Origin of the sequence: Mycoplasmopsis agalactiae PG2, from assembly GCF_000063605.1 — a bacterium.
Classification (GTDB): domain Bacteria; phylum Bacillota_I; class Bacilli_A; order Mycoplasmatales; family Metamycoplasmataceae; genus Mycoplasmopsis; species Mycoplasmopsis agalactiae.
In genome coordinates, this window is sequence record NC_009497.1 from 110,011 (window position 1) to 133,963 (window position 23,953).

Consider the following 23,953-nt stretch of genomic DNA (forward strand, 5'->3'; position numbering starts at 1 on the left):
CATATGGCAAGAAGAGATCAACTCAATGGTAAAGGCCCTCTTGTTGGAAACTTACGTTCTCACTCAATGATCGCTACAAAAAGAAAATTCAATGTAAACTTGCAAAAAATTACTATTGCAAATAGTAATGGCACCCCAACAACACTAAGAGTTAGCGCAAAAACAATTAAGACATTGAAGCGTAAGGGTATCCTTTCAGCACAAGCATAATTACCATTTTAATAATAATTAAAAACCAAGCTGCGATTATAAGCTTGGTTTTGTTTTTAATTACCTTCAAGGCCGTTTTTAACTTCAGTATAGAGCTTAGTGCCATAAAGTGATTTTATTATTATAAGTAGTCCTAGTTCAGTACCTGCTGTAGCTGCCTTACCTGTAAAAAGCTTATTGCTTTGTGACACAAGAGTATCACTTTGTTTTTTGAGCAAGTATTATTAATATTTTCAATTGGAAATGAACTATAAACTTCATTGTCAGTAATTATGCCGTTTTCATATAGTGCATTAGGAGCGTCACAAATTGCAAAAACATATTTATCTAGCTTTTTGAAATTTCTAATTATTTCAAGTGACTCTTTATCTTCTCTTAATTCCTTAGCACCTGCGCCACCAGGAATAAATATTGCATCATAATCAGATTCATCAACTTCGCTAACTAAATTAAGCGTCACAATGCCATGTTGTCCGGTTGCACTCTTATAGCTAGGATTAAAGTATGTAATTTCTTCAATTTGCTTTGATCTTTTTAATACACTCAAGACAGAAACAAGCTCCATGTCATTGAATTTATTGTGAACTACTACTAATAATTTCATTTAAGCTCCTTTAGCTACACTCTTTTCTTACGTCTAATAATCCCTCTTCAAATAGCAACTAAAATTAAAGCGAGGGGCAAAAATATTGTTAGTGCAACTACAACCAAATATACTCTTACTCACATTTTGTTGCGATTATGTTTAGCAGTTTCAATTTGCTCATGAATTTCCACTGACTTTTCACCAAAAAAGTCACCAATATCATCCAAACGTCTTTTATCAATTAATCTAATAACTACATAAGCTACAATTAATAATGCCATTATTATTGTGCAAATTAAACAAAATAATTGTGTGTTTTTAAAGCTTTTATCTAATCATTTTGGCCATTCTAAATTAATATAAAATGAGCCATCTCTACTTCCTGCTTCTCAGTTTCCTGATTTATATAAACCAAAAATAATTAAAGTTATTAAACCTAAGTAAGTAAGCACAAAAATTAGTAGCCATAATAAATTAATATCTTTTAAAACAATTCTTTTATAAACTAAGTGAAAAGTTGAGCTAGAAGTATAGTCCCCTGCTGAGATAGCATCTCTATGCCTTTGCACTGTGTTAGATCACTGACTTTTTTCAATTGCATTTTTAATTGCATTTGCAAATGAAACAAACATTATGATTGCAAACAAGACTAAGTAGCCAACAAGTGGCTTACCGTCTTTGCCAGCACTAAAAGGCTTAACCTTAAATCAAGTCAAAATAAAGAAAGCAACAGCAGCAAAAAAGATAAATAAAGACATAAAGATCATGAATGACTTTATTTTCTTTTCAGATTTTATTACTTTATACATTCTAGGTGAAAATTGATTAAGCGGATCTCTATAAGATTTTTTTGCTTCAGTTGCAAAAGAAACATCCCTGTTACTTTGCACAATTTCCATTGTTTCTCTATTATGAATTGGTCTATATTTCATAACTACCTCTATGTTAATTAAATTATATATAAAACAGATATTATTAAGTATTAATGGAATGCTTAATTTTTAGATAAATAGTAGCATGCAGCGTAAAAAAATATTTTTTTGTTGCAAAATAATTTTTTTATTTATAATTAATTACGTTATGAATACATTCAACCAATATAATGCACGTGCAATTATGGCTAACATTAAGATGATCTTCTTAATGAAATTTTGCCATTAGCTCCTCATTTATTAGGTTATAAAAAAGACATTTTATATACATTAATAAGTAATACCAGATAAAAGTAGGAGCAAATCCTACTTTTATTTAGCACAATTTTATAAAAGTTACCTATTATTTATTAAATATATGTTCATAACACAAATTTAAATCTTTACTTACATTAAAACTTTAAATCCTTAAATATTTTTGCCATACATTTATATTCAATGCTTTAAATTTTTATAAAAAAGAGCAAAATGTTATGGCTTATTAATGTATATAAAAGAAAGGGATATTATGCCAACAAAAAGAAATAAATTATTCTTATACTTAGGTACATCAGCAGTTGGCTTAGCCACACCTCTAGTAGCTGCTAGATGTCAAAATGATGAATATCAAGAATTAGATTACAAAAAATGAGCTAGTGTTCTAGATGGAAAACCTGAATCATTATGAAACCTAGAATTAGAATCTAAAGCTTACGAAAGCAGCGAATCATTAGTTAAAAATGATTTATTAGCAAAAGGAATCCTTAGAGCACCTGCACCAGGAACTAGACCTGCTGTATCGGAATATTCATTCGATGGTTCTGTAAGCTATGGTTCATGACAAAGTACACCATTAGAATCAGCACAAGGAATCTTGCTTAGAAAAGAAGTGTTATTTTCACCAATTGTTATTAAAACAATTGACGGAAAATTTGTTAACGCCCGTCCTTCTGTTTGAAGATATAAACTAGAATTAGGTTCAAAAGTTCTTGTGACTGATGCTGATAATAAGGTTCATGAATTTGACAACGACCTAGTTGATGAGTTTCCACAACCAGATGGTGAGCCAGTTAGCCATAAAGGAAAAAATATTGCTACATTTAAGTACCCATTATATGAAGCAACTTCATCAAATGCTAAAAGTATTAACAGCAAACAATTTAAAGATTTGTTAAAGAAAGCTAAAAAGCTACAATTTGAAGTTGTAAAAGGTCAAAAATGAATCAATAATAAAGGCGAAGCAACTAAATATGAAGTTGTTCCTAAAGACTTTTACTACTCATGATTAAGAACAACAGGTAGAAATGTTGAACAACGTGAAAAATTGTTGAAAGATTCAGCAGGCCAAGAATACAAAGATGGTAAAAAGAGTGCTGAGATTGACAAATTCATAAATCAAAAATGACTAACTCAAAACTCAACATTCTTTACTAAGAGTTCAAAATATTCTAATGAATATGTTTACCAATTCTTAAGTATTGATTCATCTCAATTCTATGATGAAAGCAAATTTATTGTTGATGGCAAACTAACATTTAACCCATTAACTGAAAGTAAACAAGGCTCATTTGACTTACTTTTTGAACAACTAGCAACTTCACAAGACTTTTCAGCTGCTCCATCACAACTATTAGATGAATATGATAAAGAACCATCTAAAGTTCCAGCTAAACCAGTAAGAGCTAATCCAGAAAATAATGTAGTAGCAGAGTACAAAAAAATCCTTGAAGGTACCAAAAGCTCATTAGCAAGTAAAATCGGACTATATTGATATGGTTTCCATGAAGAAGATATTTTAACAGCTGGTAGATACTACTATGCAGGTTGAAATCCAAGCAATAGAGAGGAAACATATAAATTAAACCCTCATTATAGAAAAGAAAAAGCTGACGATCCAATTGCTAAGTGAAAGGAATCAAAACAAGTTAAAGAATACCGTACATGATACCAAGGTGATGCTTTAAACGAAAACATCTTTAAAACAGCCGTAAAGAACGAATTCTTAAAAGGAACATTGTCATTTGCTCCTCAGTCATTACTAGAGAAAAAGGACTTAGATCACTTTAGCAACAGACAACGTGACTATGGTGCAAGCTTCATAAGAGAAAACAACCCAACAACTAGTCCATATACATTCTTAACATCATATATTCCTTACGCACAAACACATACAAATGACACCAAATTTAATTACAATGAACATTTTGCAAAATTAGCGTTTGGTGCTTCAATTGATGAAATTAGAAAAGGCGATAAACCTACAAATCTAAAAGATAAATTGGGTGGCACAGCAGTAGCATTTAGAACATTAATTAACTCAGCAATTAACTGAGAATACTTAGCTAAATACATTAGCAATGACAAAAAAACTGCATGATACAGCTTAATTGCTCCAAATACAGCAATTGAGACTAATGATCAAGGTGGCAAAATTGTTCAACCTGAAGAATTTGCAGATAAATTCAATGAGCAATTCTTTGTTGACGCGCAAGGAAATAAAGTTGCAACCGTTTCTGTAAAAGAAAACAGAGATAAATCAAATGTTCAAAGTGATGCTGAAAGATTCAAATCAGCTAAGTTTAAAGAAATTCAAGCTGAAGTTAAGAAGATTTTAGATGAATACTACAAAAAGAACAATTTAGATGCAACTAAAGACAAAGTAGAATGAACACTTATTAACCGAAATGTTGGTTCATTTAACCCACCATTATTAGAACAATTAGTAAGATGAATCCCTGACTTATATAAAGCGCTTGATCCAAGACTTAGTGCAACTTACAAAAAATTTGATACACGAGAAGAATGAGTTAGCGCAATTGGTTCACAAACTTCATATTCAAACTTTGCCTCAATTAGATATGATGTAAACAACATAGGTGCCGGATATGACGGCCTAGGTCTATCATCACTTAGAGTTGTAATGGTATTGATTGACTCTGATACTGCATTAAAAAACTCATTAAGAAAGAGTTTTCCACAATTAGTTAAAGCTTCTGAAGAATTTGTGAAATTTATGAAAAACAATAGTTTTAAATGAAGTGTTCCACTTGACAAGTGAAAAGATGTTGAAAGCAAATATTGAGTTGAATTAAACGATGACCCAAGCATCTACAAATGAGATGATAGCAGCAAAAAATTAGTTAAAAATGACAATACTAGTGAAAAATGAACACATCTTTCAGCTGCTAGTGCCGAATTCTTTGTTAAATATGCAAAAAGTTTGACACTAGAAGACAACATTGCGCTTTCAAATGAATTAACAAACTACTATGGTAGAGTTCCTGAACCTGCATTCTTAATAAATAAAGAACAATTTATTATCTCATTTATAAGTCCATCTCTTTCAAGACCTTACACAGGTACAAATGCTTTATGATTTGCGGACTTTGTAATCCGTGGTAATAAATAATAAAAATATAAAATAAGATAAAATTTAAACTATGTTTAAGTATATATTCAAGAGAATAGCTATGGCTATTCTTACATTATTTATTGTCATAATCTTTTCTTATACACTATTAGCGGCTTTTGGTAAGAATCCATACGATGGGATTTTAGCTGAATACATTAACAATGCTAGGCCAGGTGATGTTGTATTAGAGCAAATTAAAAGAGATGCAGAAAACTATAGAAATACTCCTGTTTTAGTAAAGCTTTTTAATTACCTAGGAGGCTTATTTAAAGGAGATTTCGGAATTCTTTATGGAAAAGTAAAAGGACAAAATGCTTTTGGCCAAAGTGTTGTCTCAGTGTTTTGAGAATATATGCCAAATAGTTTATTTGTCTCACTTCCAGCCTTTGTTATAAGTGCACTTTTAGGAACAACCTTAGGTATTGTAGCTGGTTATAAAAGAGGAACAATTTGAGACAGCATCATAAATGTCTTTGTCTTTATTTTCATAGCTGTACCATCATTTATAATCGCTCCAATGTTTATAAACTTATTTACAAAATTAGGTTTCCCAACTATTTATACAGCTTGGGTAAGGAATGATACATCGGGAACCAATAGTTTTGCAAACTTTTTCAAAAGTATAATTCCGCCAATCTTAGTTGTTTCACTTAGCTCAATGGCTATTTATACACTTTATGCAAGAAACCAAACAGTTACTGTTTTAACTTCAAATTATGTCCTTATAGCTAAAACCAAAGGTTTAAGCACAATGCAAATATTTAGAAAATATGTTTTTAGAAACATATCAATTCCACTTAGTGCAATAATACTTCCTTCATATATTGGTTTACTTTCTGGAAGTATAATTGTCGAGAGATTCTGAGGAGTTGAAGGAACAGCGCTTATCCTAGCATTTGCCTTTCCAAATGCTGAGATAAATATGGTTATGTATAGCATAATACTATTTACCTCATTAAGTGTGTTTACAGACATTTGGGTCGATATTTCATTTGTAATATTAGACCCAAGAATTGTTTATGGTTCAAACTCAGGAATCAACTACTTACACATTTTTAAAGCTTATTTAGTAAGAAAAAGAAAACTAAAAGAATTATTCAAACAAGAAGAAGATTCAACAATTATTCACGAGGAGGTTAAGAGCAACTAATGAATTCCATAGAATTTAATAAAAAGTATGAATTAGACTCTGAATCAGTAGCAAAAATTGTTCCTTCCCAGAGACCTAAGTCTACTAACAGCATTGCTGGAAAACCAAAAGTTTTAATTGTTGAAGTTTTAAAAAGGTTTTTTACAAATCCTGTTGTTGTTATTTCAACACTAGTTTTCTTAACCATAATCCTAACAGCAATTATTGTTACAATTTCGCCAACTTATAAACCTGGTACTAGTATAGCTTCTGATTTTAAGTCTAATAATTACTGAGACCAAGGACTTTCAGATGTTGGAGGCTTGCCCCCCATCTTTGCTCCGCATATTTCAGTAACAAACTCATCAATTATTGAACAAGTCAATACATTTAATGATCCTAATTATGCTTATTCAAAGTACTTGAAGGAATATTTAGACTTTAGATCAGTCGCTTCTGATAGAATTGTGATTGATTATTACAAATACTACTATGCAAGGCAATTAAATGTAGCTATTAATAAGGCCTTTAATGAAGGTTATGTAATTGATGATTCGTTTGTAAATTATTTAAAAACTCAAGTTGACCAATTTACACTTAAAACCTACTTTGGTACAACTTTTTCAGACCGTGACGTTTGATCAACTGTATGAGCTGGCGCACTTGAATCTATTAAAATAGCATTCTTTGTTGCTACAGTGGAAGTTATTATTGGTGTAACAATAGGTGCTTACTTAGGCTTTCATGCTGGCAAATGAATTGATACAGTGTTTATGAGAATGATTGACATTTTCCAGGCACCTCCATCAATTATTTGATTATTAATGTTCATTTCCTTAAGTAAAGATAGTCCTAGTGATTGAATCTTAATAGCCGGCTTACTATTTACAGGTTGAACATGACCAATTCACTCAACTAGATTATTTATAATAACTGTTAAAGATGAAGAGTACATTTTAGCTTCTAGAAGTATCGGTGCTTCAAAAAATAGACAAATTTTCTTCCACGCACTACCAGCAATTTTAGGCAAAGTTGCAATGAACTATGTGCGTAGAATTCCAGGGGTAATTTTAAGTATTGCTTCCTTATCATTCCTAGGTTTTTACAACTCACCTGATTCATATAACCTCGGTAAGTTCTTGTTTGACAACATTGGTAAAGAAGCTGAAAACCCATGAATAGTTATTATTCCAGCCACAACACTATTATTATTAAGTTTAAGTTTACAATTCATGGCAATTGGGCTTCATGACGCCTTAGATCCTAAAGTTATAAAAATTAAAAGATAATTAGAAAGAGCAATTATGGATACAAATATTCAGTCTAATACAACAACTAATGATGAAGTCATGATTGATTCAAAAGACAAATTATCTTCAATTAGGGTTGAAAAGCTAACTAATAATCAACTTTTAAAAGTTAGAAATCTAAAGGTTGACTTCAAAAACGGACGAAATTCGCTTATAAGAATAGTTAGAGGCGTTGATATTGATGTTAATAATGGTCAAATTGTTGGGCTAGTTGGTGAATCTGGTTCAGGTAAATCAGTTACATCCAAAGCTTTAATTAATGTTAATGAAAATGCTTTAATCTCTTGTGATGAATTAGTAATTAGCGACATTGATTTATCAAAGATTAAAAAAGCTAAATTATGAGAATCAGTTAGAGGACATTACATTGGATATATTCCCCAAGATCCACTTACTTCGCTTAATCCTACTAGAAAAATTGGTAAGCAATTATTAGATGCATTAAATTTAAATAGCGAGTGAAAAAACAAGTCTAAAGATGAGAAAAAAGCCTATTTGATAGGTCTTTTGGAAAGATTTGGTATTCATGATGCTGAAGAAGTTTATGATAGATACCCTCATACATTAAGCGGCGGGATGAAGCAAAGAGTTGTTATAACAATGGTTGTAGCACTTAAGCCTTTACTAATAATTGCTGACGAGCCAACAACTGCACTTGACCCAACTGTGCAAGCTTCAGTTTTAGCTCTTTTTGAGCAAATTCGGCAAGAGTATAACATTTCAATTATTCTAATTTCACACAACATTAGTGTTGTTGCCAAGTTCTGTGAATACATTTATGTTATGTATGCTGGCAAAATTGTTGAAAGAGGAACTAGAAAAGACATTTTTACTAATCCAGCTCACCCTTATACTTGAGCGCTTATATCAGCTATACCTGAAAATGATGATGAGAGATTATTCTCAATTCAAGGTACACCGCCAGATATGGCAAACTTACCAATAGGTGATCCTTTTGCGCCTAGAAATGACTATGCACTTGAAATTGATTATGAAAAAGAACCTCCATTAATTGAAATCAACAGTCATCATAAAGCTGCAACATGATTGCTTCACCCTGATGCACCAAAAATCCAAAGGCCAAAAGAATTAGAACACAGACTAAAAAGTTTTAGAAAGGTATTTAAAGACGATGAAGAGTAGTGATAATAAAAAAGTCATTTTAGAAATTCAAGATCTTAAAAAGTACTTTTTGAATAACGGTAAAGTAAATAAAGCTGTGGATGGTGTTTCATTTAAATTACATGAAGGCGAAATAGTTGGTCTTATCGGTGAATCTGGTAGTGGTAAAACTACTGTTGGACGTTCAATTTTAAGACTTTATGATGATTACAATGGTTTTGTGACCTTAGATGATCAAATCATAAGTGGTGAGAGCATTTCTAAAAAGCGTGAAAAATTCTTGCGTAAAAGGGTGCAAATGATCTTCCAAGATCCACATGCATCCCTAAACGGCCAAAAAACTGTTTATAGCATACTAAAAGAACCTTTAGTTGTTAATAACATAATTAAGCAAAAAACTGGTGATTTATTCAGTGACTGAAAAAAAGTAACTGAAAACTTCCCTTTTACCTTCTTACTTTATGCTAAAAAGTTAAAAATTAATAACCTAAAAGCAATTAACGAGCCTTCTAGCAAGTTTTTTCCTAAATGATCAGACAGATTAATTGACTTTAAATTTGACTGAGATAACCTTTCAATTGACGAAAACTTTGTTTCATACTTTAACTACCTTGAAGAAAAGCAAACAATGGAAAGTGCAATTATTAATGAGATGTACACAAACACAGATCATCTTATGGATTTCTATTATGAAAAACAGGCTCAGTACAGAAATAACGATGTTACTTTTGATGAATTAGACTATTTAAATGCTGCTAAAGAGTTAGAAGTTGCTAAAAAGCTATGTAAATATTCACAAAAACAATATGATGCATCGCAAAAATTAGGTGAGCTTGAAAAAGAATTGCAAGAGTTAAAAAGCAACCAAAATGATTACTTGTTAACTAACAAAAACGCGTTTAATAATTTTCTTTCAGAGTACAAAAATGAGATCAAAATTTGTCGTTATGCTAGATTAAACACTTATGATTTAGATTTTTACTTTTTTAACTATAAAAAAGAGCTAACAAACAAAATTAGATTTGATTTTGTAAAAAAATACAAATCTAAACTTAGCTATCTATCAATTGACCAAATTCGTTATTTTATAGCTGAATTGAACAAATATACCAACAGCTTTTACATTGAATTTTTGGAGCCACTTGCAATTACTAAAGAATTCAAAGCTATAGCTAAAAGCATAGTTGAATCTCATTATAATTTTGATGCAAGCGAGTACTTAAAGTCCAACCATTCTAATGAATTAGAATTTAAGTCAGCTATTAAAAATGTTGAAGAATCTATTGAAAAACAAAAAGAAATTATTCATTCAAAATCAGAAAAGCCAGCTTATGGCAGAAAAGAATTAGAAGCTGCTGAGAAAAAATTATCAGATGCTGAAAAAGTGTTTAAGGCTGAAAATGACAAATATAACAAGAATATTCAAAAACAAATTAAGCAACTTGATAAAGAGATTCTTACTGAAAGTCTTTTATACAAAAACTTAAAAACTCAACAAGGCATCAACGACCTTAAGTTCAAAGCAATTAATGAAGCATTTTTTGCAAAACTAAATGCTGATTTAAAACAAGCTAAAAAACAAAAAGACCATGCAAAAGTGCATGACATTAATAAAACAATAAAAATTTACAAGCAAAAAGTTGCAAACAAGTTATCTACTTTAAAATCATTTGAAGTAGAAGTAAAACACTTATTCAAAGATGTTAGAACTATCTACTTATTGCTTGGCATTAAACAGTTTGAAAATCCATTATTTAATGTATATAACAGACTATTTGCAAAGCAAATGATTACTAAGTTAATTACTAGATCAATGATTTATAAATCATTAGAAGATGTTGGTCTATTAAAACAATTTGCCTATCGTTATCCTCATGAATTTTCAGGTGGTCAACGTCAAAGAATTGTTATAGCGAGAGCCTTAATAACTGAACCTAAAGTTATTGTTGCTGATGAGCCAATTGCCTCTTTAGATATCTCTATTCAAGCGCAAGTTGTTAACTTACTAAAAGATTTGTGCGAGAAGAAAAACATAGGTATGATCTTTATAGCTCATGACTTATCTATGATTGAGTATATAGCAGACAATGTGCAAATTATGCACCTTGGTAAAATAGTTGAATCTGGCGATACTGCAACTGTTTACAAAAGACCATTGCACCCATATACTAGAAATCTATTTAAAGCAATTCCTAAGATCTCTAATGCTAATGAAAAGTTTGAAAACATCAGCTTTGAGTTAGATTATCTAAAGGAACAACAATATCCAGATATTCCATCAAATTACTTTGTTGAAAATGACCATTATGTCTATGGAACAGACAAACAGGTAAAAGAGTGAGTAAAACCATTTCGCCTGGGAGCACCTAAAAATACAGACATAATTGACCTTAAAGAAGAAGATAAAAAGTAAAGGAGCATAATGATGAATAAAAAAGCCAAATTGTTTATGTTATCAATGCCGGTAGCATTATTTGCTCCAGTTTTGTCAGCTTCTTGTCAAAAAAAGGATGACTTTAAACCTCAAGATTTTAAAGATGTTAAGATAGCTTTGGCTTCTGGCGCTCAAAATGATTTTAGCAATATTATGCCATCAGAGTTTGTTAGGTCTAAAAAACCATATACTAATGCATTAGAAGTAAACCAAAAGGGCAGTAAAACAGACAAATTCGGCTTTGAGATAGTGAACATTAGAGCTAATGATAATTATGGCTATGTCTTTGTTGAATACAAGCTTTTTGATAAAAATAATAAGAAAAATATAACTCCTAAGAAGTTTGTTTACTTACAAAACTTTAAGTCAAACATTAAAGAAGCTCTTTCAAACATAAATTCAAAATTATATTTTTCAAAAACTAAGTCATTAGGTGCTGATGTTAACAAAAAAGACTTGCTAGTAACTGATTTAGTTAATGATAAACTGCTTTTAGATTTACAAGGGAATAGCCTACTTTCACAAACTGGAGTTAAAATTTCTAAAGATTTAAAAATAGACTTTGGAAAAGATAACGAAGGCATCAAAAAAGGCTTCGTCAACGTATCATTTACTTATAATGTTGAACATAATGCAAGAGAAACAGGCAATGATTTCCCAATTAAGTTAGCCAAAAAAGTTGAAAACTTCAAAATTGAAGGCTTTACTGGATTTGATGATTTTAGTGCCGAAAAATTCATTGAAAAATCATCAGCAACTGATGTTACTTTTGAAAAAATTAAAAAAGATCCCACCTCATACATTTCATTAAAAAATGCTGGTGACACAACTTTAACTGGAATTAGCGTTACAAACGGAACCGGCGATAAGCAAGCAACAATCAAATTCAAACTTCAAACCAGTTTATTTGATTCTGAAGGCAAGGAAACTAAAGTTGTTTCTGACAAAGAATATGAATACAAGTACACCTGATAGTGTGTAAAGCGATATTAGCAGGCTTTAGCTTGCTTTTATTATTCAAATTTATTTATTGTAAAAATTACACTTTATAATATAAACATATGAAATTAAAGATGAATGCAGAATACTTTAGAAATTCCTTTACATGAAAAAAATGTATGCATTTTGTAGCGGCCGCTTTGACTATACTTGTTGTGACTTTGTCTCTTTATTTTGCTAAGTGACAAAAAGAGCCTGATATATATAATTCTAAAAGAATTGCTAAAGATTGAACCTTTATAATTGGCGCAGCTTTGCTTGCTTATAGCGGATTAGTTTTTATATTTTCAACAGGATTTTTATTTAGAGCATTTAGAAAAAATAAAAATCAAAAATCGAACGAATTAGCCTATAAAATAGAAGAAGAAAACAAGAAACCAGCTTCAAAAGAAAGAGAGCTTAAGCTCAAAATACTGCGTGAAGATTTAGAAAAAGAACGCCAGAGATTAGATGAAAATGCTGCAGCTAAAAGCTATAACTTTGTATTAGTGATCTTATTCATTCTCTCAATTGTTTTATTAATCACCGCATGAATTTTAACAAGTGTTGCATAGCTTAAAATTGCCTCAATTTAAAAATAAATAAACTTTTAGTGACATAAGCATCACTAAAAATATATACTTAAATAAGTGATGAAAAAGAATGAAGAAAAGTTAAACAATCAAAATAAAAGCAAAAGAACTATTGATCAAAATTCTACATACGAAATAAATAGAATTAAGGTTGAAGAAAAGGTTCTTCACTTTTCGTTTTTGCATACTCTAACTAAATTTTGACAGCAGTCTATTGTTGTTTTAATTATTTCATTTTTGTTTTCATTTATAAGCTTACTGCTAGTGCAAAACACTGGATTATATGGGCTTGGTCTTGATGCACTGAGCCATAGTATTGCAAGATTAGCATCATTTCTAGCAATTAATAATGGCAAAAGCGATCAGTTTGCTAGAGTGATATTTAACATATGTTTCTGGATGATTAACTTTGTTATAAACATTCCGCTTTTTATATTTGCAAGTGCAAAAATTAACAAAAATTTTGCCATTTTAACAATGTTATTTATGCTTTTTGCAACAATTTTTGGTATTGCATTTAGCAGTATTCCTGGCTCTGAAAACTGATTGATTTTAGGCAAAGTAATTGACAGCAATTTTACTTCTAATGCTATAAAACAGCCAAATAATATTGTTCAGATTACTACATGAGCAGTTAATTACTCAGGACAAAATGGTAATAATCCAATTTCAATAATGTTTTATGGATTATTATGAGCAATAATTCAAGGTGCACTAGCCGCCGCGCTTTTAATTGTTAACTCTACTACTGCAGGATTTGATATTTTTGTAGTTTGATACTCACAAAAAAAGTTTTAAAAACCTTGGCTTTATTTATATAATAATCCACATTGCATGTTTATTAGTGGCCAACACAATAGGAACTTATCTTCCTTCTGGCTTAGCTACAGGCAACTGAAGCATTGAGCTATTTTTCAATGCCAGTTTTGCAAGCTCATTTATTATGATATTAGTCAACGGCATTGTTGTTGATGTTCTGTTTCCTAAATATAAAATGGTTAAAATTGAGGCTTATACATCTAAGCCTAAAGAAATTTTGGATAAAATTTTCGCGCTGAAGGACAAAAGATTTTCAGCCACTATTGCTAATTTTAAAGGTGGCTACAGTGGCGAAATGCAACAAGTGTTAATTATTAACACAATGTATATTGAATCATCAGTTGCGCTAAAGATAATCAATGAAATTGATCCAAATGCCATGATATGCATGTTCGATATAAAAAGAATGAAAGGTACAATTTATACTTCCAATATTGTAAATAAGGACAGGAAGTAAAATTTGGTTACTAGAAAAATGAAAATTACTAAGGAGTAAGCTATGTCAAAGAAATGAAATAAAATACTTGCACTTTCACCAGTGCTTATAGCTCCTGGATTTTTGACATCATGCATTGATTTAGTTATAAACAAGGACTTAGTAAGTAATAAATCGAATAAAAAAGCAAACATAATAACGACCGATAAGCCTATATTTAATTTTGCTAAATCAGGTGTTGAAGATGTTAAAGTTGAAGACATTTTATATACTTTTGGCAGTATTAAAGACGAAGTTCAAGGCAACAAAGTTCAGTTATCTAGTCAGCAATTAAAAAACGGTTTTTGAACTAAAAGCATCCCGGCTAAGAATAAAGAATCAATAAACAATGAAAATGCTGATTTAAGAAAATTATGACTAGAATTGGTTGAGATATTTGAAAATTAAAATAATGCTAAAACTACACTAGCTCAAAAATTAGATGAATACATTAATCTGTTTAAACACAACAAATTGTATTTAACAATTTTGACCAATTGGATTAATTTACAGAATGATTCGGCTAATTTTATTGCTCAATCTCATGGCAGCACAATACACTATGATAAGAATAAAATTCACTTTGGTTATTTTGCTGAAAACTTTTTAACTAAAGAAGACGGATGAGAAAAATTTAAAGCATTTTGTTTGGCTTACACTGGTGATAAAACTAATATTCAAAATTATAATTATGCTAAATGAATAGTAAATGAGACTAAGACATTTTTAGCAATTTTGGATAAAAACAAAGATTTAGCTTTTAACCCTGTAAATGAGGGCTATACGCCGGATCTTAAGGAATTAGATTTTATAAAAAAAGCTCCAACCGATAAAATAAGAAACCTAAGAATTAAGCTCATTGCTGACGGTGGATTTTATTTAAATAAAGCTGATGAAAGCAAAAATGATTTAGACAAATTTAACGAATCTGAAAAGTTTGTTTATTCAGACTACACAGATTTGCACACTGAAAATATTAGTAAGTTTACTGACATAGTTAAAGCTAAGAGGCTTAGTTCGAAAGAAGAAGAATGAACTCTTGGATATTCATCATTTAAAACAACTGAGGCACTAGGGCCATGAGGATATTTTGCCTATCCAGCTAATTCACAAGGTCATACTAACTTTTTTACATATAACTATTCACTTGAAGGCATCACCAGCCAAGATTATTTTTCAAAAGTTATTTATGCAAATTCATTAGTTTACCGCCACAGAAGAGAAGAGTGAAAAGATCTAAAAGAATATGTTTTATCAACTATTCCTTATTTAATTTCAAAAAACTACACTGAAGAGCAAAAATTAAGATCACTTCATAACTTTATAACTTGAAAAATTAACTATGATGTAGAAGCCTTAAAAGAAGAAATTAGAACAGGCAATATTAACCTATCTATGCGTAATCCAGGAGTTTTGGCTAAGGTTAAAGAATATGAAGAAAAAATAAAGGGCGTATGTGAAACATACGCAAGATTACTAACGTTATACGGAATGTTTTTAAACATTGACATAGGCTATCAAACTGGCGATGTCTTTAGATACAAATATGATGAATCATCTGATAAATTTGTCAAATTAGAAGCAAAAGAGCCTCATGCATGAAATGTTTACCGTTCTAAAGATAATGGCAAACTTAGATATATTGATTTAACATGAGATGATGCTCAGGATGATGATTCTTATACAACAGTATTTAATAGCAGTAACATATTGCCTTTTACTTACACATACTTTAATAAGGAATGAGAAGAATTTTCAGCATTGCACTCTAACGTTAAAGGATCTTTTGTTTTAGAAAGCCCTATTATTTATAATAAAAGCAACCAAAAATTCACAATTAGATCAATTGATAAATATCAATATTTAGCAAGTGAATTTCATAAATTAGTTAAGAGTAAAGAAGGCTATATTGAGCCGCCTGCACTAAACAAAATTTATGATGAATCTAAACACTAAAATTGACTAATTAGCCTATAAAACAGACAAATAAAAAAACACACGCAACTAGTTGTCATGTGTTTTTTTATTTAAAATTTATCAATTTGGTCGATTCTGGCTTGGTGTCTGCCGCCTTCATATGCGGTGTTAATGTATTCATCAATCATAGCTTTTGCTTGTTCAATATTAACTTGTCTGCCGCCCATAACAAGCACATTAGCATTGTTGTGTAATTTTGCAAGATTAGCATCCTCAACTGAAGTTACTCTAGCAGCCCTTATTCCATTGTGTCTGTTTAGTGCATATGAAATACCTAAACCCGTGCCACACAAACCAATTCCAAATGAAACATCTTTATTATCCAATAAATAATTAGCTAATTTATGTCCTTGTTCAGCATATGATATAGATTTTGAACTATCTTCAGGTCCTAAATCTACTGTTTCATATCCTAGATTGCTTACATAGTCTTTTATTTCATTTTTTAAATCACAACCACCGTGATCACTGGCTAAAACTACTTTACCTTTTTTCATTTTTAAGCTCCTATATTTGTATAAAAAATTTTACAACAAAAAAGAATAATAAATAGAGCATGAGCTTTAGCACATACATCAGTGGGAAAAATCATGTGTTTTTCCCAAATTTTTCCACTTTTTAAAAAAGTTATTATTTAGCTACATTTTAAGATATGAGAATAAGTAAGCAAGATGATCAACGAGACTGTGGTTTGCATGTCTTAAGCTATCTAATAAATTATTATCATCATAAAGAGGTTGATATAAATTATTTAAAAATTAATTGTTCTTATGGCAAAGATGGCATAAGTTTGTTTAATTTAAAAAGCATTGCTAGCGAAAATGGACTTAAATTAGATTCGTATTCTGGCGAGTTTGATGCTCTAACATCGCTAAATAAGCAAGACTTGCCACTTATATTGCTTTTGAACAGAAATGGCTATAGCCATTATGTTGTGCTTTTAAAAATTAAGGGCAGCAAGTTTTATATTCAGGATCCAGAATTAGGAAAACTAGTCAAAATGGATGAAAAAGTGCTCAAAGAGCAGTATGCAAATGTAATAGCTCTAGTTTCGCCATTAAAACTGTCAAAAGAAAAAGGCAAGTTTGTCATCGATAACAGAATAAAAAGCCTAATTTCAAACAGAGAATATGCATATCCACTATTAATTTCAACATTTATTAACTTATTACTATCATTCTCTTCATCATTTTTCATAAAAATTGTTTTTGATTTTATACTTCCAAATTTTCTAAATAAGACAATTATTGTTGTGTTTACACTCTTTGTGTGATTATGTATTCTAAAGGCTATAAATCAGTACTTTAAGTCATATATAGTTAATAAGATTACTAACAAAATCTACATAAAACTAAACACTGAGTTTTTTTCAAAATTGAAAAAAACTTCAATTAATAATTTATACAAACTAAATAATTCTGAATATTTTAAAAGAGCTGCATATATTTAATATATCAGTGAGTTCCAAGCTAATTTTGCATACACATTTATAAGTGAAATTCTTAGTTTAGTTCTATCTGGCTTGCTGCTTATATGGCTTAATTATTTATTATTTGCTCTTGTTGCTTGTTTGATCACACTTGTTATTATTGCTAACTACATTTATCAAAGTAGACTAGAAAGCTTGCATAATTATTCAATTGATGCAGTATCTAAAAAAATTCAAGCTGATATTGATTACATTAATTCAAAAGATAATTTTAGTGATCAAAGTTATTTTGAAAACTTATGACTTACTCAATACAAAAAGACTATTAACCAAAAGCAAATTGACGAAAAAATCTATAAAACAGGGTCAGGCAACAATTTGTTCAACAGTATTTTTATAGGCAACATATCAAACATAATAATTTTTGCTTCTACTTTTTTGATTATTAAAAACAAGCTAACTAACGGAGATATGATGATGTTTTTGACTAGTGTTAGTTTCTTTATTAATCCATTGTTATCCATTTCAAGCTTGTTGTCATCAAATTCAATAATTAAAAAATATGTTAACCAGATAAATTTTGTTTTTAATTTACCTCATAAAGATGTTATAGATAAAGGTCTTATTATCAATAAGGTTGAAAACATTGAACTAAAAGGTATTAAATTTGGCTATGAAGAAGGAATAAATATTTTAGATTTTGAAAATATAAAAATAGACCAGAACACTTGTTTTAAAGGAACAAATGGTTCAGGAAAGAGTACATTATTAAAACTTATAAAAGGCGATTTTGACAATTATATGGGTCTGTATTTAATAAATGGAATTAACCAAAAGCAAATAAATTTTGAAGACTTGCTAAGTAATACGATCTATATATCAAGTGATATATTCATTCCTAATGTAAAGGTAATTGATTTCATTATTGATAACAACAAGGAAAAAGCAGATGTTCTTAATCAAAATATTGAAAAATATGGACTGATAAGCGTGATAAACAAAGCAAATATAAATATGAATATAGAAATTAATAATAATGCCTCAAATTTATCTAGTGGACAAAAACAAATCATATTGCTATTAAGGCTTCTTACCAGGAAATACAAAATTGTTATGCTTGATGAAGCTTTTGAAAATATAAGCGTTGACAATTCAGCTGAGCTAAAAAAGCAATAAAAGATTATCAAAAAGATGCACTTTTTCTTGAAATCAGTCATAGTAATAATTTTGTACACAATTCAAAGGAAATAAGACTCAATGAAATTAACAACTATATCTAAATGAATATGATTTTGACTTGCACTAGTTTTTGTAGCTTCAGTAATATTGCTAATTTTCATATTTAACTATAAAATAGAGAAAACGGAAAAAATCAACCTATATATAGATGAGAAAAATAGAATGCATTTATTAGGCAATAATAAATTATTTTATTCACTAAAACAAGGGCAAAAAATAATTTTAAAAATTAATGAAAAAGCTTACGACATTAATGTATTAACTATAAAAATTTTGAAAAATAGTGCACAAATAGATTTTACTAGCTATGATGATAATCTTAGATCGCTTTTAAGAAAGGATATCAATATCGACGGTGTAATTCATTTAGGGGAAACAACACTATTTAATCTTCTATTCAAGCAATAAAAAATGAATTTAATATAATAATAGTTATGGTTATTGTTAATATCAACATTGAAAACGGCAGTTCTTTCAATTTTAAAGCTGAATATGAACAAATTTTAAGCAATTTGCAAACATATTTTAAGCTAGAGGACAAGGAAATATCGGTTGATGTTTCCATTGTGAACAACAGAAAAATCAAAAAACTTAATAAAGAATACAGACAAAAAGACTATGCAACTGACATTTTATCCTTTGATTTTGGCGACAAAAGTCTTTATAAAAGTATGCCTTTTTTACCCTTAGGCGAGCTTGTAATTAGTCACGAAAAGGTGGAAGAGCAAGCAAAGGAATTTGGTCATTCATTGCGCAGAGAATATTGTTATTTGTATGCTCATGGACTAATTCACTTAATGGGATATGATCATGAAGTTGAAAATGAAAGAATTGAAATGAATAAAATTGTAGATGCAATATTTAATCCGTTAAATATTACAAGAGAGGAATAATAATGGTTGAAAAATTAAAAAGTTTATTAAAGTATGCATACTGCCCTTGATCGCACTTTCAAGTAGCTGCTATAGCAATTGATAAAAATGGAAAAGAATATCCAGGAGTTAATGTTGAAAATGCAGCCTTCCCTTCAGGCTTATGTGCCGAAAGATCAGCGTTATTCGGTTCTGTTGCTCATGGTGCGGAAGTAGGCACATTTAAGGAAATACACATTATTTCATCAAGCAATGATGTAATTTCACCATGTGCTGGATGTAGGCAAGTTTTAACTGAATTTATGCCTGACAATGCCTTAATTTATCAATACAACAATTCGGGCGATAATGTGAGAGTCAACAAACTTAGTGAACTAGTTCCACATCCAATAAGAACAGAACAGATTAAATCTTAGCGAGCACAATTATGAAAGTATGTATTATAAGTATTCTAGGCAGGCCAAATGTTGGTAAATCATCTTTATTAAATAAGATTATTAAATACGATTTGGCTATTGTCTCAAATGTGCCACAAACAACTAGAGACCAAATTATGGGTGTTTATACTGAAGATGGATATCAGTTTGTTTTTGTTGACACTCCGGGGATTCATAAACCATTAAATCTTTTGGGCGAATCACTAAACAAAGAGGCATTTAGCTCTCTTAAAGATATTGACTGTGTTCTATTCTTAAGTCCAGTAAATGAAGATATAAAATCAGGCGACAAGCTCATTTTAGAAAGAATTACTAATGCAAAAAATAAAATAGCTGTTATCTCTAAAATTGATTTAGCTAAATCGCCTGATGAAATTGCTAAGAAAATTGATGGCTTAAAAGAGTATGGTTTTAACAAAATTATTTCAGTTTCAAATAAAAACGATAAGTCAGTTGACTCGCTAATTGAAATATTAAAAGAATATGCATATAATGCGCCGCCATTTTATGACGAAGATTATATTACAGATAAATCTATGCGATTTATGGCCAAAGAATATATTCGCGAAAGTGCAATAAATCTTTTAACTGATGAACTGCCACATTCAATAGCTGTTGAAGTACAAGATTTTATCGAAGAAGATGACAGAATAACTATTAATGCCATTATTTATGTCAAAAAAGATTCTCAAAAAGGCATCTTAATCGGCAAAGGTGCATCAATGATTAAGAAAATTGGCACAAATGCCAGAATGAAAATGAGCCATCAGTTTGATACAAAAGTGACACTAAATTTAAAAGTCAAAGTTTCTAACAAATGAATCAATGACAAAAGTGCACTCAAAAAATTTGGCTATAATTAATATATAGTGATCTTTTTAAGAAGAAGGAATTATTATGAATAGACAATTGTTAGACAGAATATTTGCTGAAAAAAACATAGATTGCATAGTGTCATCAGCACCACAAACTAGACTATGGTATTCAAATGTCCAAACTACTGATGGTTACATTATTATTGAAAAAGATAAGGCATATTTATTTGTTGATAGTAGATATATTGAATACTGCGAAAAGTATGCTCAAAATGTTGAAGTGCGTTTATTAGCTGGTAAATCATTGAAGGAATTCTTTGACCAAAAAGCCTATAAAAAAGTCGCATTTGAAAAAGACTACATCGTTTATGATGAATTTGATAAATTGCATAAACTAATTAATCCTAAAACTGTTGCCTTTATTAAGGGACAAGAATTAAGAATTAAAAAGAGTGAGGCAGAAATAAAGGCTATGGAAGAAGTAATAAGCATTTCATTGAAAGCTTATGAAAAATTAGTTGAATGAATTATTCCAGGAATGACTGAAAAACAAATTGCAACAAAACTAAACCACTTAATGAAAACATATGGTGCTCAAAAAGAAAGTTTTGATGAAATTGTTGCTTCTGGACCTAACTCAGCTGAACCACACCACCACCCAACTGATAGAAGAATCAAAAGTGGCGAATTACTAAAGATTGACTTTGGTGCACTATACAATGGTTTTTGTGCTGACATTACTAGAACATTTATTCTTGGAAGACAAAACATAAGTGATAAACCAGAACAAGAAAAAATATTAGAAATTGTTAAAGAGGCTGCTCGTTTAGGCCGTGAAGCAGTTAAACCAGGCGTTAAGGCTTCTGACATTGACAAAATATGTAGAGACTACATTCAAAAACAAGGATATGGATCATATTTTGTACACTCAACCGGACACGGTTTAGGAATTGACGTTCATGAACTTCCTAATGTAAGCTCACACAGTGACTATGTTTTAGAAGAAGGAATGATTATTACTGTTGAGCCAGGAATTTACATCCCAGGTCTTGGTGGTGCTAGAATTGAAGACGACGTGCTTGTTACTGCAGATGGACACCGTGTTCTAACACGCCCTGAAGAAGAAGCAATGTAACAACTTAAAAAAGGAAAGTGGAGAGGCTTTCTTTTTTTGTTTGAAAACTCATTTTTTATGAATTATGACCTGTTTTTTTAACTTTTTGCTAAATATTTAATAAAATTCATATCACTATGAAAGAACTAGAAAAGATAACTCCTTTAGAGCTAGATTTTGCTAAATGATACACTGATGTTGTAAAGCAAGGGAACTTAATTGAGTATGGTCCAGTTAAAGGAACATTAATTTTTAAACCAAATTCATATGGAATTTGAGAACAAATACAAAAAGCGCTGAATGAAATTTTTAGAGGCTTAAAAGTTCAAAATGTATATCTTCCTTTGTTCATTCCTGACAGATTACTTGCTAAAGAAAAAGAACATATTGCTGGTTTTAACCCTGAGTTAGCAACAATAACTAAAGTTGGTGATAAAGAGCTTGATCAAAAAATTTATGTAAGGCCTACATCAGAAGTTTTATTTGCTGACTTATTTAAAAAAATGATTGTTTCGCATAAGGATTTGCCTATTTTATACAATCAATGGGCAAATGTCGTAAGGTGAGAAAAGACAACAAATCCATTTTTAAGAAGCAGGGAATTTTTATGACAAGAAGGCCACACATGCCACAAAAGTGCAATTGAAGCTAGAAAATTAACTAGAGAAATGATCAATGTGTATGCTAAATTTTTAAAAAATTATTTAGCTATACCAACAATTATTGGCAAGAAAACTCCATATGAAAAATTTGCTGGAGCCTGCTCAACATATACAGTTGAAGCTATGATGAAAGATGGAAAGGCATTGCAAGCAGGAACTAGCCACTATTTAGCCCAAAACTTTTCTAAAAGGTTTGAAATTTCTTTCAAAAATGATAAAAATGAAGATGAGTTTGTTTACCAAACATCATGGGGTGTCTCTACAAGATTACTAGGCGCAATTATAATGACCCATGGTGATAATAGGGGAATAATTATTCCTCCTAAGGTTGCTCCTGTTCAAGTTGACATTTTGGAATTATTTGCTAATAAACAGCCTAAAGTTCATGACTTTTGTAATGAATTAGCTAAGCAACTAGAAAGAAAATTTAGAGTAAGGCTTGATTCGACTGACAAATCTCCTGGCTATAAAGCTTCAAATTCTGAAATTCAAGGTGTACCACTTAGGATCGAGGTTGGCCCTAAAGATCTAGAAAATAAAACTGTAACTATAGTGCGTAGGGACACCTTAGAAAAAACTATAGTTAGTGTATCATATGTTAAGAGCAAGGTTCGTGAATTACTAAACAGCATTCATAATAATCTTTATGAAAATGCCAAAAGAAAACTTGACGAAAATACTGTCCTTGTTGATAACTATGAAGAATTCAAAACTAAAATTAAGGAGAACAAGTTTGTTTTAGCTCCTTTTTGCTGTGCTGAAGAAGCAGAGATAAAAATCAAAGAAGAGACAGGCGCAACAACTAGATGCATTCCTAGAAAATCATTAAAACCTGGCAAGGTTAACAAATGCATTTTTGAAGAATGTAGATCGCAAACTAACAAGTATGTTATTTTTGCTAAAGCATACTAATTACTAACATTGATAGCGGTTTTATTTTCATAACTTATGCCAAATAAAGGAAAATTATGATAAATAACATATCGCTTCATAATGTTTTAAATTATGCAATGTCAGACTTAGAAAAATATAAGTTTGTTGCCACAATATGTAGGATAGAAAAGGCTCGCGCAAAGTTAGACGAAAGAAGCAATTTACTTTATAGTGACAGAAACAAAATTCATCATAGAAGCCGCACATTTTTTTCTGATAAATTCAATAGGGCGCTTGAGTGTTTAGAAGATAATTATAAGCATTTAATAACTAAAGAATTTTTGGAAAAAGAAAACAATTACTGATATGAAGAGTTTTATTCAAAAACAACATACTATAAGTATCGTAAAAAAGCAGTTGACGAGTTTTTTAGCCTACTATTTAGACAAAGATCATATGATTATTTAGCACGAAAGCAAGAGAGTTTTTTCTCTTGCTTTTCTTTTAGTAAACACAATAAAAAAGGCACTTAAATTTTAAATTTAATATAATTAAC

The 23,953-nt window shown here is 30.2% G+C and carries 21 protein-coding genes and 2 pseudogenes; 20 read left to right on the forward strand and 3 right to left on the reverse strand.

All coding sequences use genetic code 4. From position 1 onward, the window contains the following. The first annotated feature begins 3 nt into the window (after positions 1–3). The gene (gene rpmB / locus MAG_RS00520; protein ID WP_011949278.1) at positions 4–210 is read left to right on the forward strand and encodes a 50S ribosomal protein L28; all 207 of its coding nucleotides are present in this window, start codon (positions 4–6) and stop codon (positions 208–210) included. 133 nt (positions 211–343) lie between these two features. Here rpmB and MAG_RS00525 read toward each other — a convergent pair whose 3' ends face one another. After that, positions 344–814 carry a DJ-1/PfpI family protein gene (locus tag MAG_RS00525; protein ID WP_011949279.1) on the reverse strand — a complete coding sequence of 157 codons (471 nt, stop codon included), beginning with the start codon at positions 812–814 and terminating at the stop codon, positions 344–346. 14 nt (positions 815–828) lie between these two features. After that, the gene (locus MAG_RS00530; protein ID WP_011949280.1) at positions 829–1,728 is read right to left on the reverse strand and encodes an MSC_0882 family membrane protein; all 900 of its coding nucleotides are present in this window, start codon (positions 1,726–1,728) and stop codon (positions 829–831) included. A gap of 508 nt (positions 1,729–2,236) precedes the next feature. Here MAG_RS00530 and MAG_RS00535 point away from each other — a divergent pair. The 11 genes and pseudogenes from MAG_RS00535 to MAG_RS00575 all read left to right on the forward strand — a co-directional run. Next, the gene (locus MAG_RS00535) at positions 2,237–5,116 is read left to right on the forward strand and encodes an OppA family ABC transporter substrate-binding lipoprotein (RefSeq protein ID WP_011949281.1); all 2,880 of its coding nucleotides are present in this window, start codon (positions 2,237–2,239) and stop codon (positions 5,114–5,116) included. A gap of 31 nt (positions 5,117–5,147) precedes the next feature. Continuing rightward, entirely contained in the window at positions 5,148–6,269 is a 1,122-nt protein-coding gene (locus tag MAG_RS00540) for an ABC transporter permease (RefSeq protein WP_011949282.1), read from the forward strand. After that, positions 6,269–7,537: an ABC transporter permease gene (locus MAG_RS00545; protein ID WP_011949283.1), complete on the forward strand. Its 1,269-nt coding sequence runs from the start codon at positions 6,269–6,271 to the stop codon at positions 7,535–7,537. The genes MAG_RS00540 and MAG_RS00545 overlap by 1 nt, the downstream gene beginning before the upstream one ends. A 15-nt stretch (positions 7,538–7,552) precedes the next feature. Continuing rightward, positions 7,553–8,701: an ABC transporter ATP-binding protein gene (locus MAG_RS00550; protein ID WP_011949284.1), complete on the forward strand. Its 1,149-nt coding sequence runs from the start codon at positions 7,553–7,555 to the stop codon at positions 8,699–8,701. After that, positions 8,691–11,093, forward strand: coding sequence for an ATP-binding cassette domain-containing protein (locus MAG_RS00555; RefSeq protein ID WP_011949285.1), 2,403 nt, complete (start codon positions 8,691–8,693; stop codon positions 11,091–11,093). The genes MAG_RS00550 and MAG_RS00555 overlap by 11 nt, the downstream gene beginning before the upstream one ends. A 9-nt stretch (positions 11,094–11,102) precedes the next feature. Beyond that, positions 11,103–12,089 (forward strand): MAG1050 family protein, encoded by a 987-nt coding sequence (locus tag MAG_RS00560; protein ID WP_011949286.1) that lies wholly within the window; start codon positions 11,103–11,105, stop codon positions 12,087–12,089. Between the two features lie 86 nt (positions 12,090–12,175). Beyond that, on the forward strand, positions 12,176–12,667 hold the full coding sequence (locus tag MAG_RS00565) for a DUF3899 domain-containing protein (protein ID WP_011949287.1): 492 nt from the start codon (positions 12,176–12,178) through the stop codon (positions 12,665–12,667). 78 nt (positions 12,668–12,745) lie between these two features. Further along, positions 12,746–13,483: a hypothetical protein gene (locus MAG_RS04185; RefSeq protein WP_011949288.1), complete on the forward strand. Its 738-nt coding sequence runs from the start codon at positions 12,746–12,748 to the stop codon at positions 13,481–13,483. Between the two features lie 46 nt (positions 13,484–13,529). After that, a complete protein-coding gene (locus MAG_RS04190; protein WP_011949289.1) occupies positions 13,530–13,961 on the forward strand; it encodes a DUF2179 domain-containing protein in 432 nt (143 codons plus the stop codon). 42 nt (positions 13,962–14,003) lie between these two features. Then, on the forward strand, positions 14,004–14,387 hold the full coding sequence (locus tag MAG_RS04195) for a hypothetical protein (RefSeq protein ID WP_232955130.1): 384 nt from the start codon (positions 14,004–14,006) through the stop codon (positions 14,385–14,387). Between the two features lie 15 nt (positions 14,388–14,402). Next, a pseudogene (locus MAG_RS00575) lies at positions 14,403–15,935 on the forward strand (Mbov_0119 family protein); the annotation flags it as partial. Between the two features lie 71 nt (positions 15,936–16,006). Here the strand turns inward: MAG_RS00575 and MAG_RS00580 are convergent. Beyond that, positions 16,007–16,453 (reverse strand): RpiB/LacA/LacB family sugar-phosphate isomerase, encoded by a 447-nt coding sequence (locus tag MAG_RS00580; RefSeq protein ID WP_011949292.1) that lies wholly within the window; start codon positions 16,451–16,453, stop codon positions 16,007–16,009. A gap of 155 nt (positions 16,454–16,608) precedes the next feature. Between MAG_RS00580 and MAG_RS04660 the strand changes: the two are divergent. From MAG_RS04660 to MAG_RS00620, 8 genes and pseudogenes are all read left to right on the forward strand, one after another. Continuing rightward, positions 16,609–18,665 (forward strand): annotated as a pseudogene (locus MAG_RS04660) (Mbov_0121 family peptidase domain-containing ABC transporter). Beyond that, positions 18,643–19,032 carry an MAG1140 family protein gene (locus MAG_RS00590; RefSeq protein WP_011949294.1) on the forward strand — a complete coding sequence of 130 codons (390 nt, stop codon included), beginning with the start codon at positions 18,643–18,645 and terminating at the stop codon, positions 19,030–19,032. The pseudogene MAG_RS04660 and the gene MAG_RS00590 overlap by 23 nt, the downstream one beginning before the upstream one ends. A gap of 26 nt (positions 19,033–19,058) precedes the next feature. Further along, on the forward strand, positions 19,059–19,517 hold the full coding sequence (gene ybeY, locus MAG_RS00595) for an rRNA maturation RNase YbeY (RefSeq protein WP_011949295.1): 459 nt from the start codon (positions 19,059–19,061) through the stop codon (positions 19,515–19,517). Positions 19,518–19,519: 2 nt separating this feature from the next. Further along, on the forward strand, positions 19,520–19,912 hold the full coding sequence (gene cdd, locus MAG_RS00600; RefSeq protein WP_011949296.1) for a cytidine deaminase: 393 nt from the start codon (positions 19,520–19,522) through the stop codon (positions 19,910–19,912). An 11-nt stretch (positions 19,913–19,923) separates the two neighbouring features. Beyond that, a complete protein-coding gene (era, locus tag MAG_RS00605) occupies positions 19,924–20,796 on the forward strand; it encodes a GTPase Era (protein WP_011949297.1) in 873 nt (290 codons plus the stop codon). 34 nt (positions 20,797–20,830) lie between these two features. Next, positions 20,831–21,883, forward strand: coding sequence for an aminopeptidase P family protein (locus tag MAG_RS00610; protein WP_011949298.1), 1,053 nt, complete (start codon positions 20,831–20,833; stop codon positions 21,881–21,883). Positions 21,884–21,999: 116 nt separating this feature from the next. Continuing rightward, complete coding sequence (gene proS, locus MAG_RS00615; protein ID WP_011949299.1) at positions 22,000–23,436, forward strand: proline--tRNA ligase; 1,437 nt, start codon at positions 22,000–22,002, stop codon at positions 23,434–23,436. Between the two features lie 56 nt (positions 23,437–23,492). Continuing rightward, positions 23,493–23,930 carry an MG284/MPN403 family protein gene (locus MAG_RS00620; protein ID WP_011949300.1) on the forward strand — a complete coding sequence of 146 codons (438 nt, stop codon included), beginning with the start codon at positions 23,493–23,495 and terminating at the stop codon, positions 23,928–23,930. Positions 23,931–23,953: the final 23 nt, after the last annotated feature.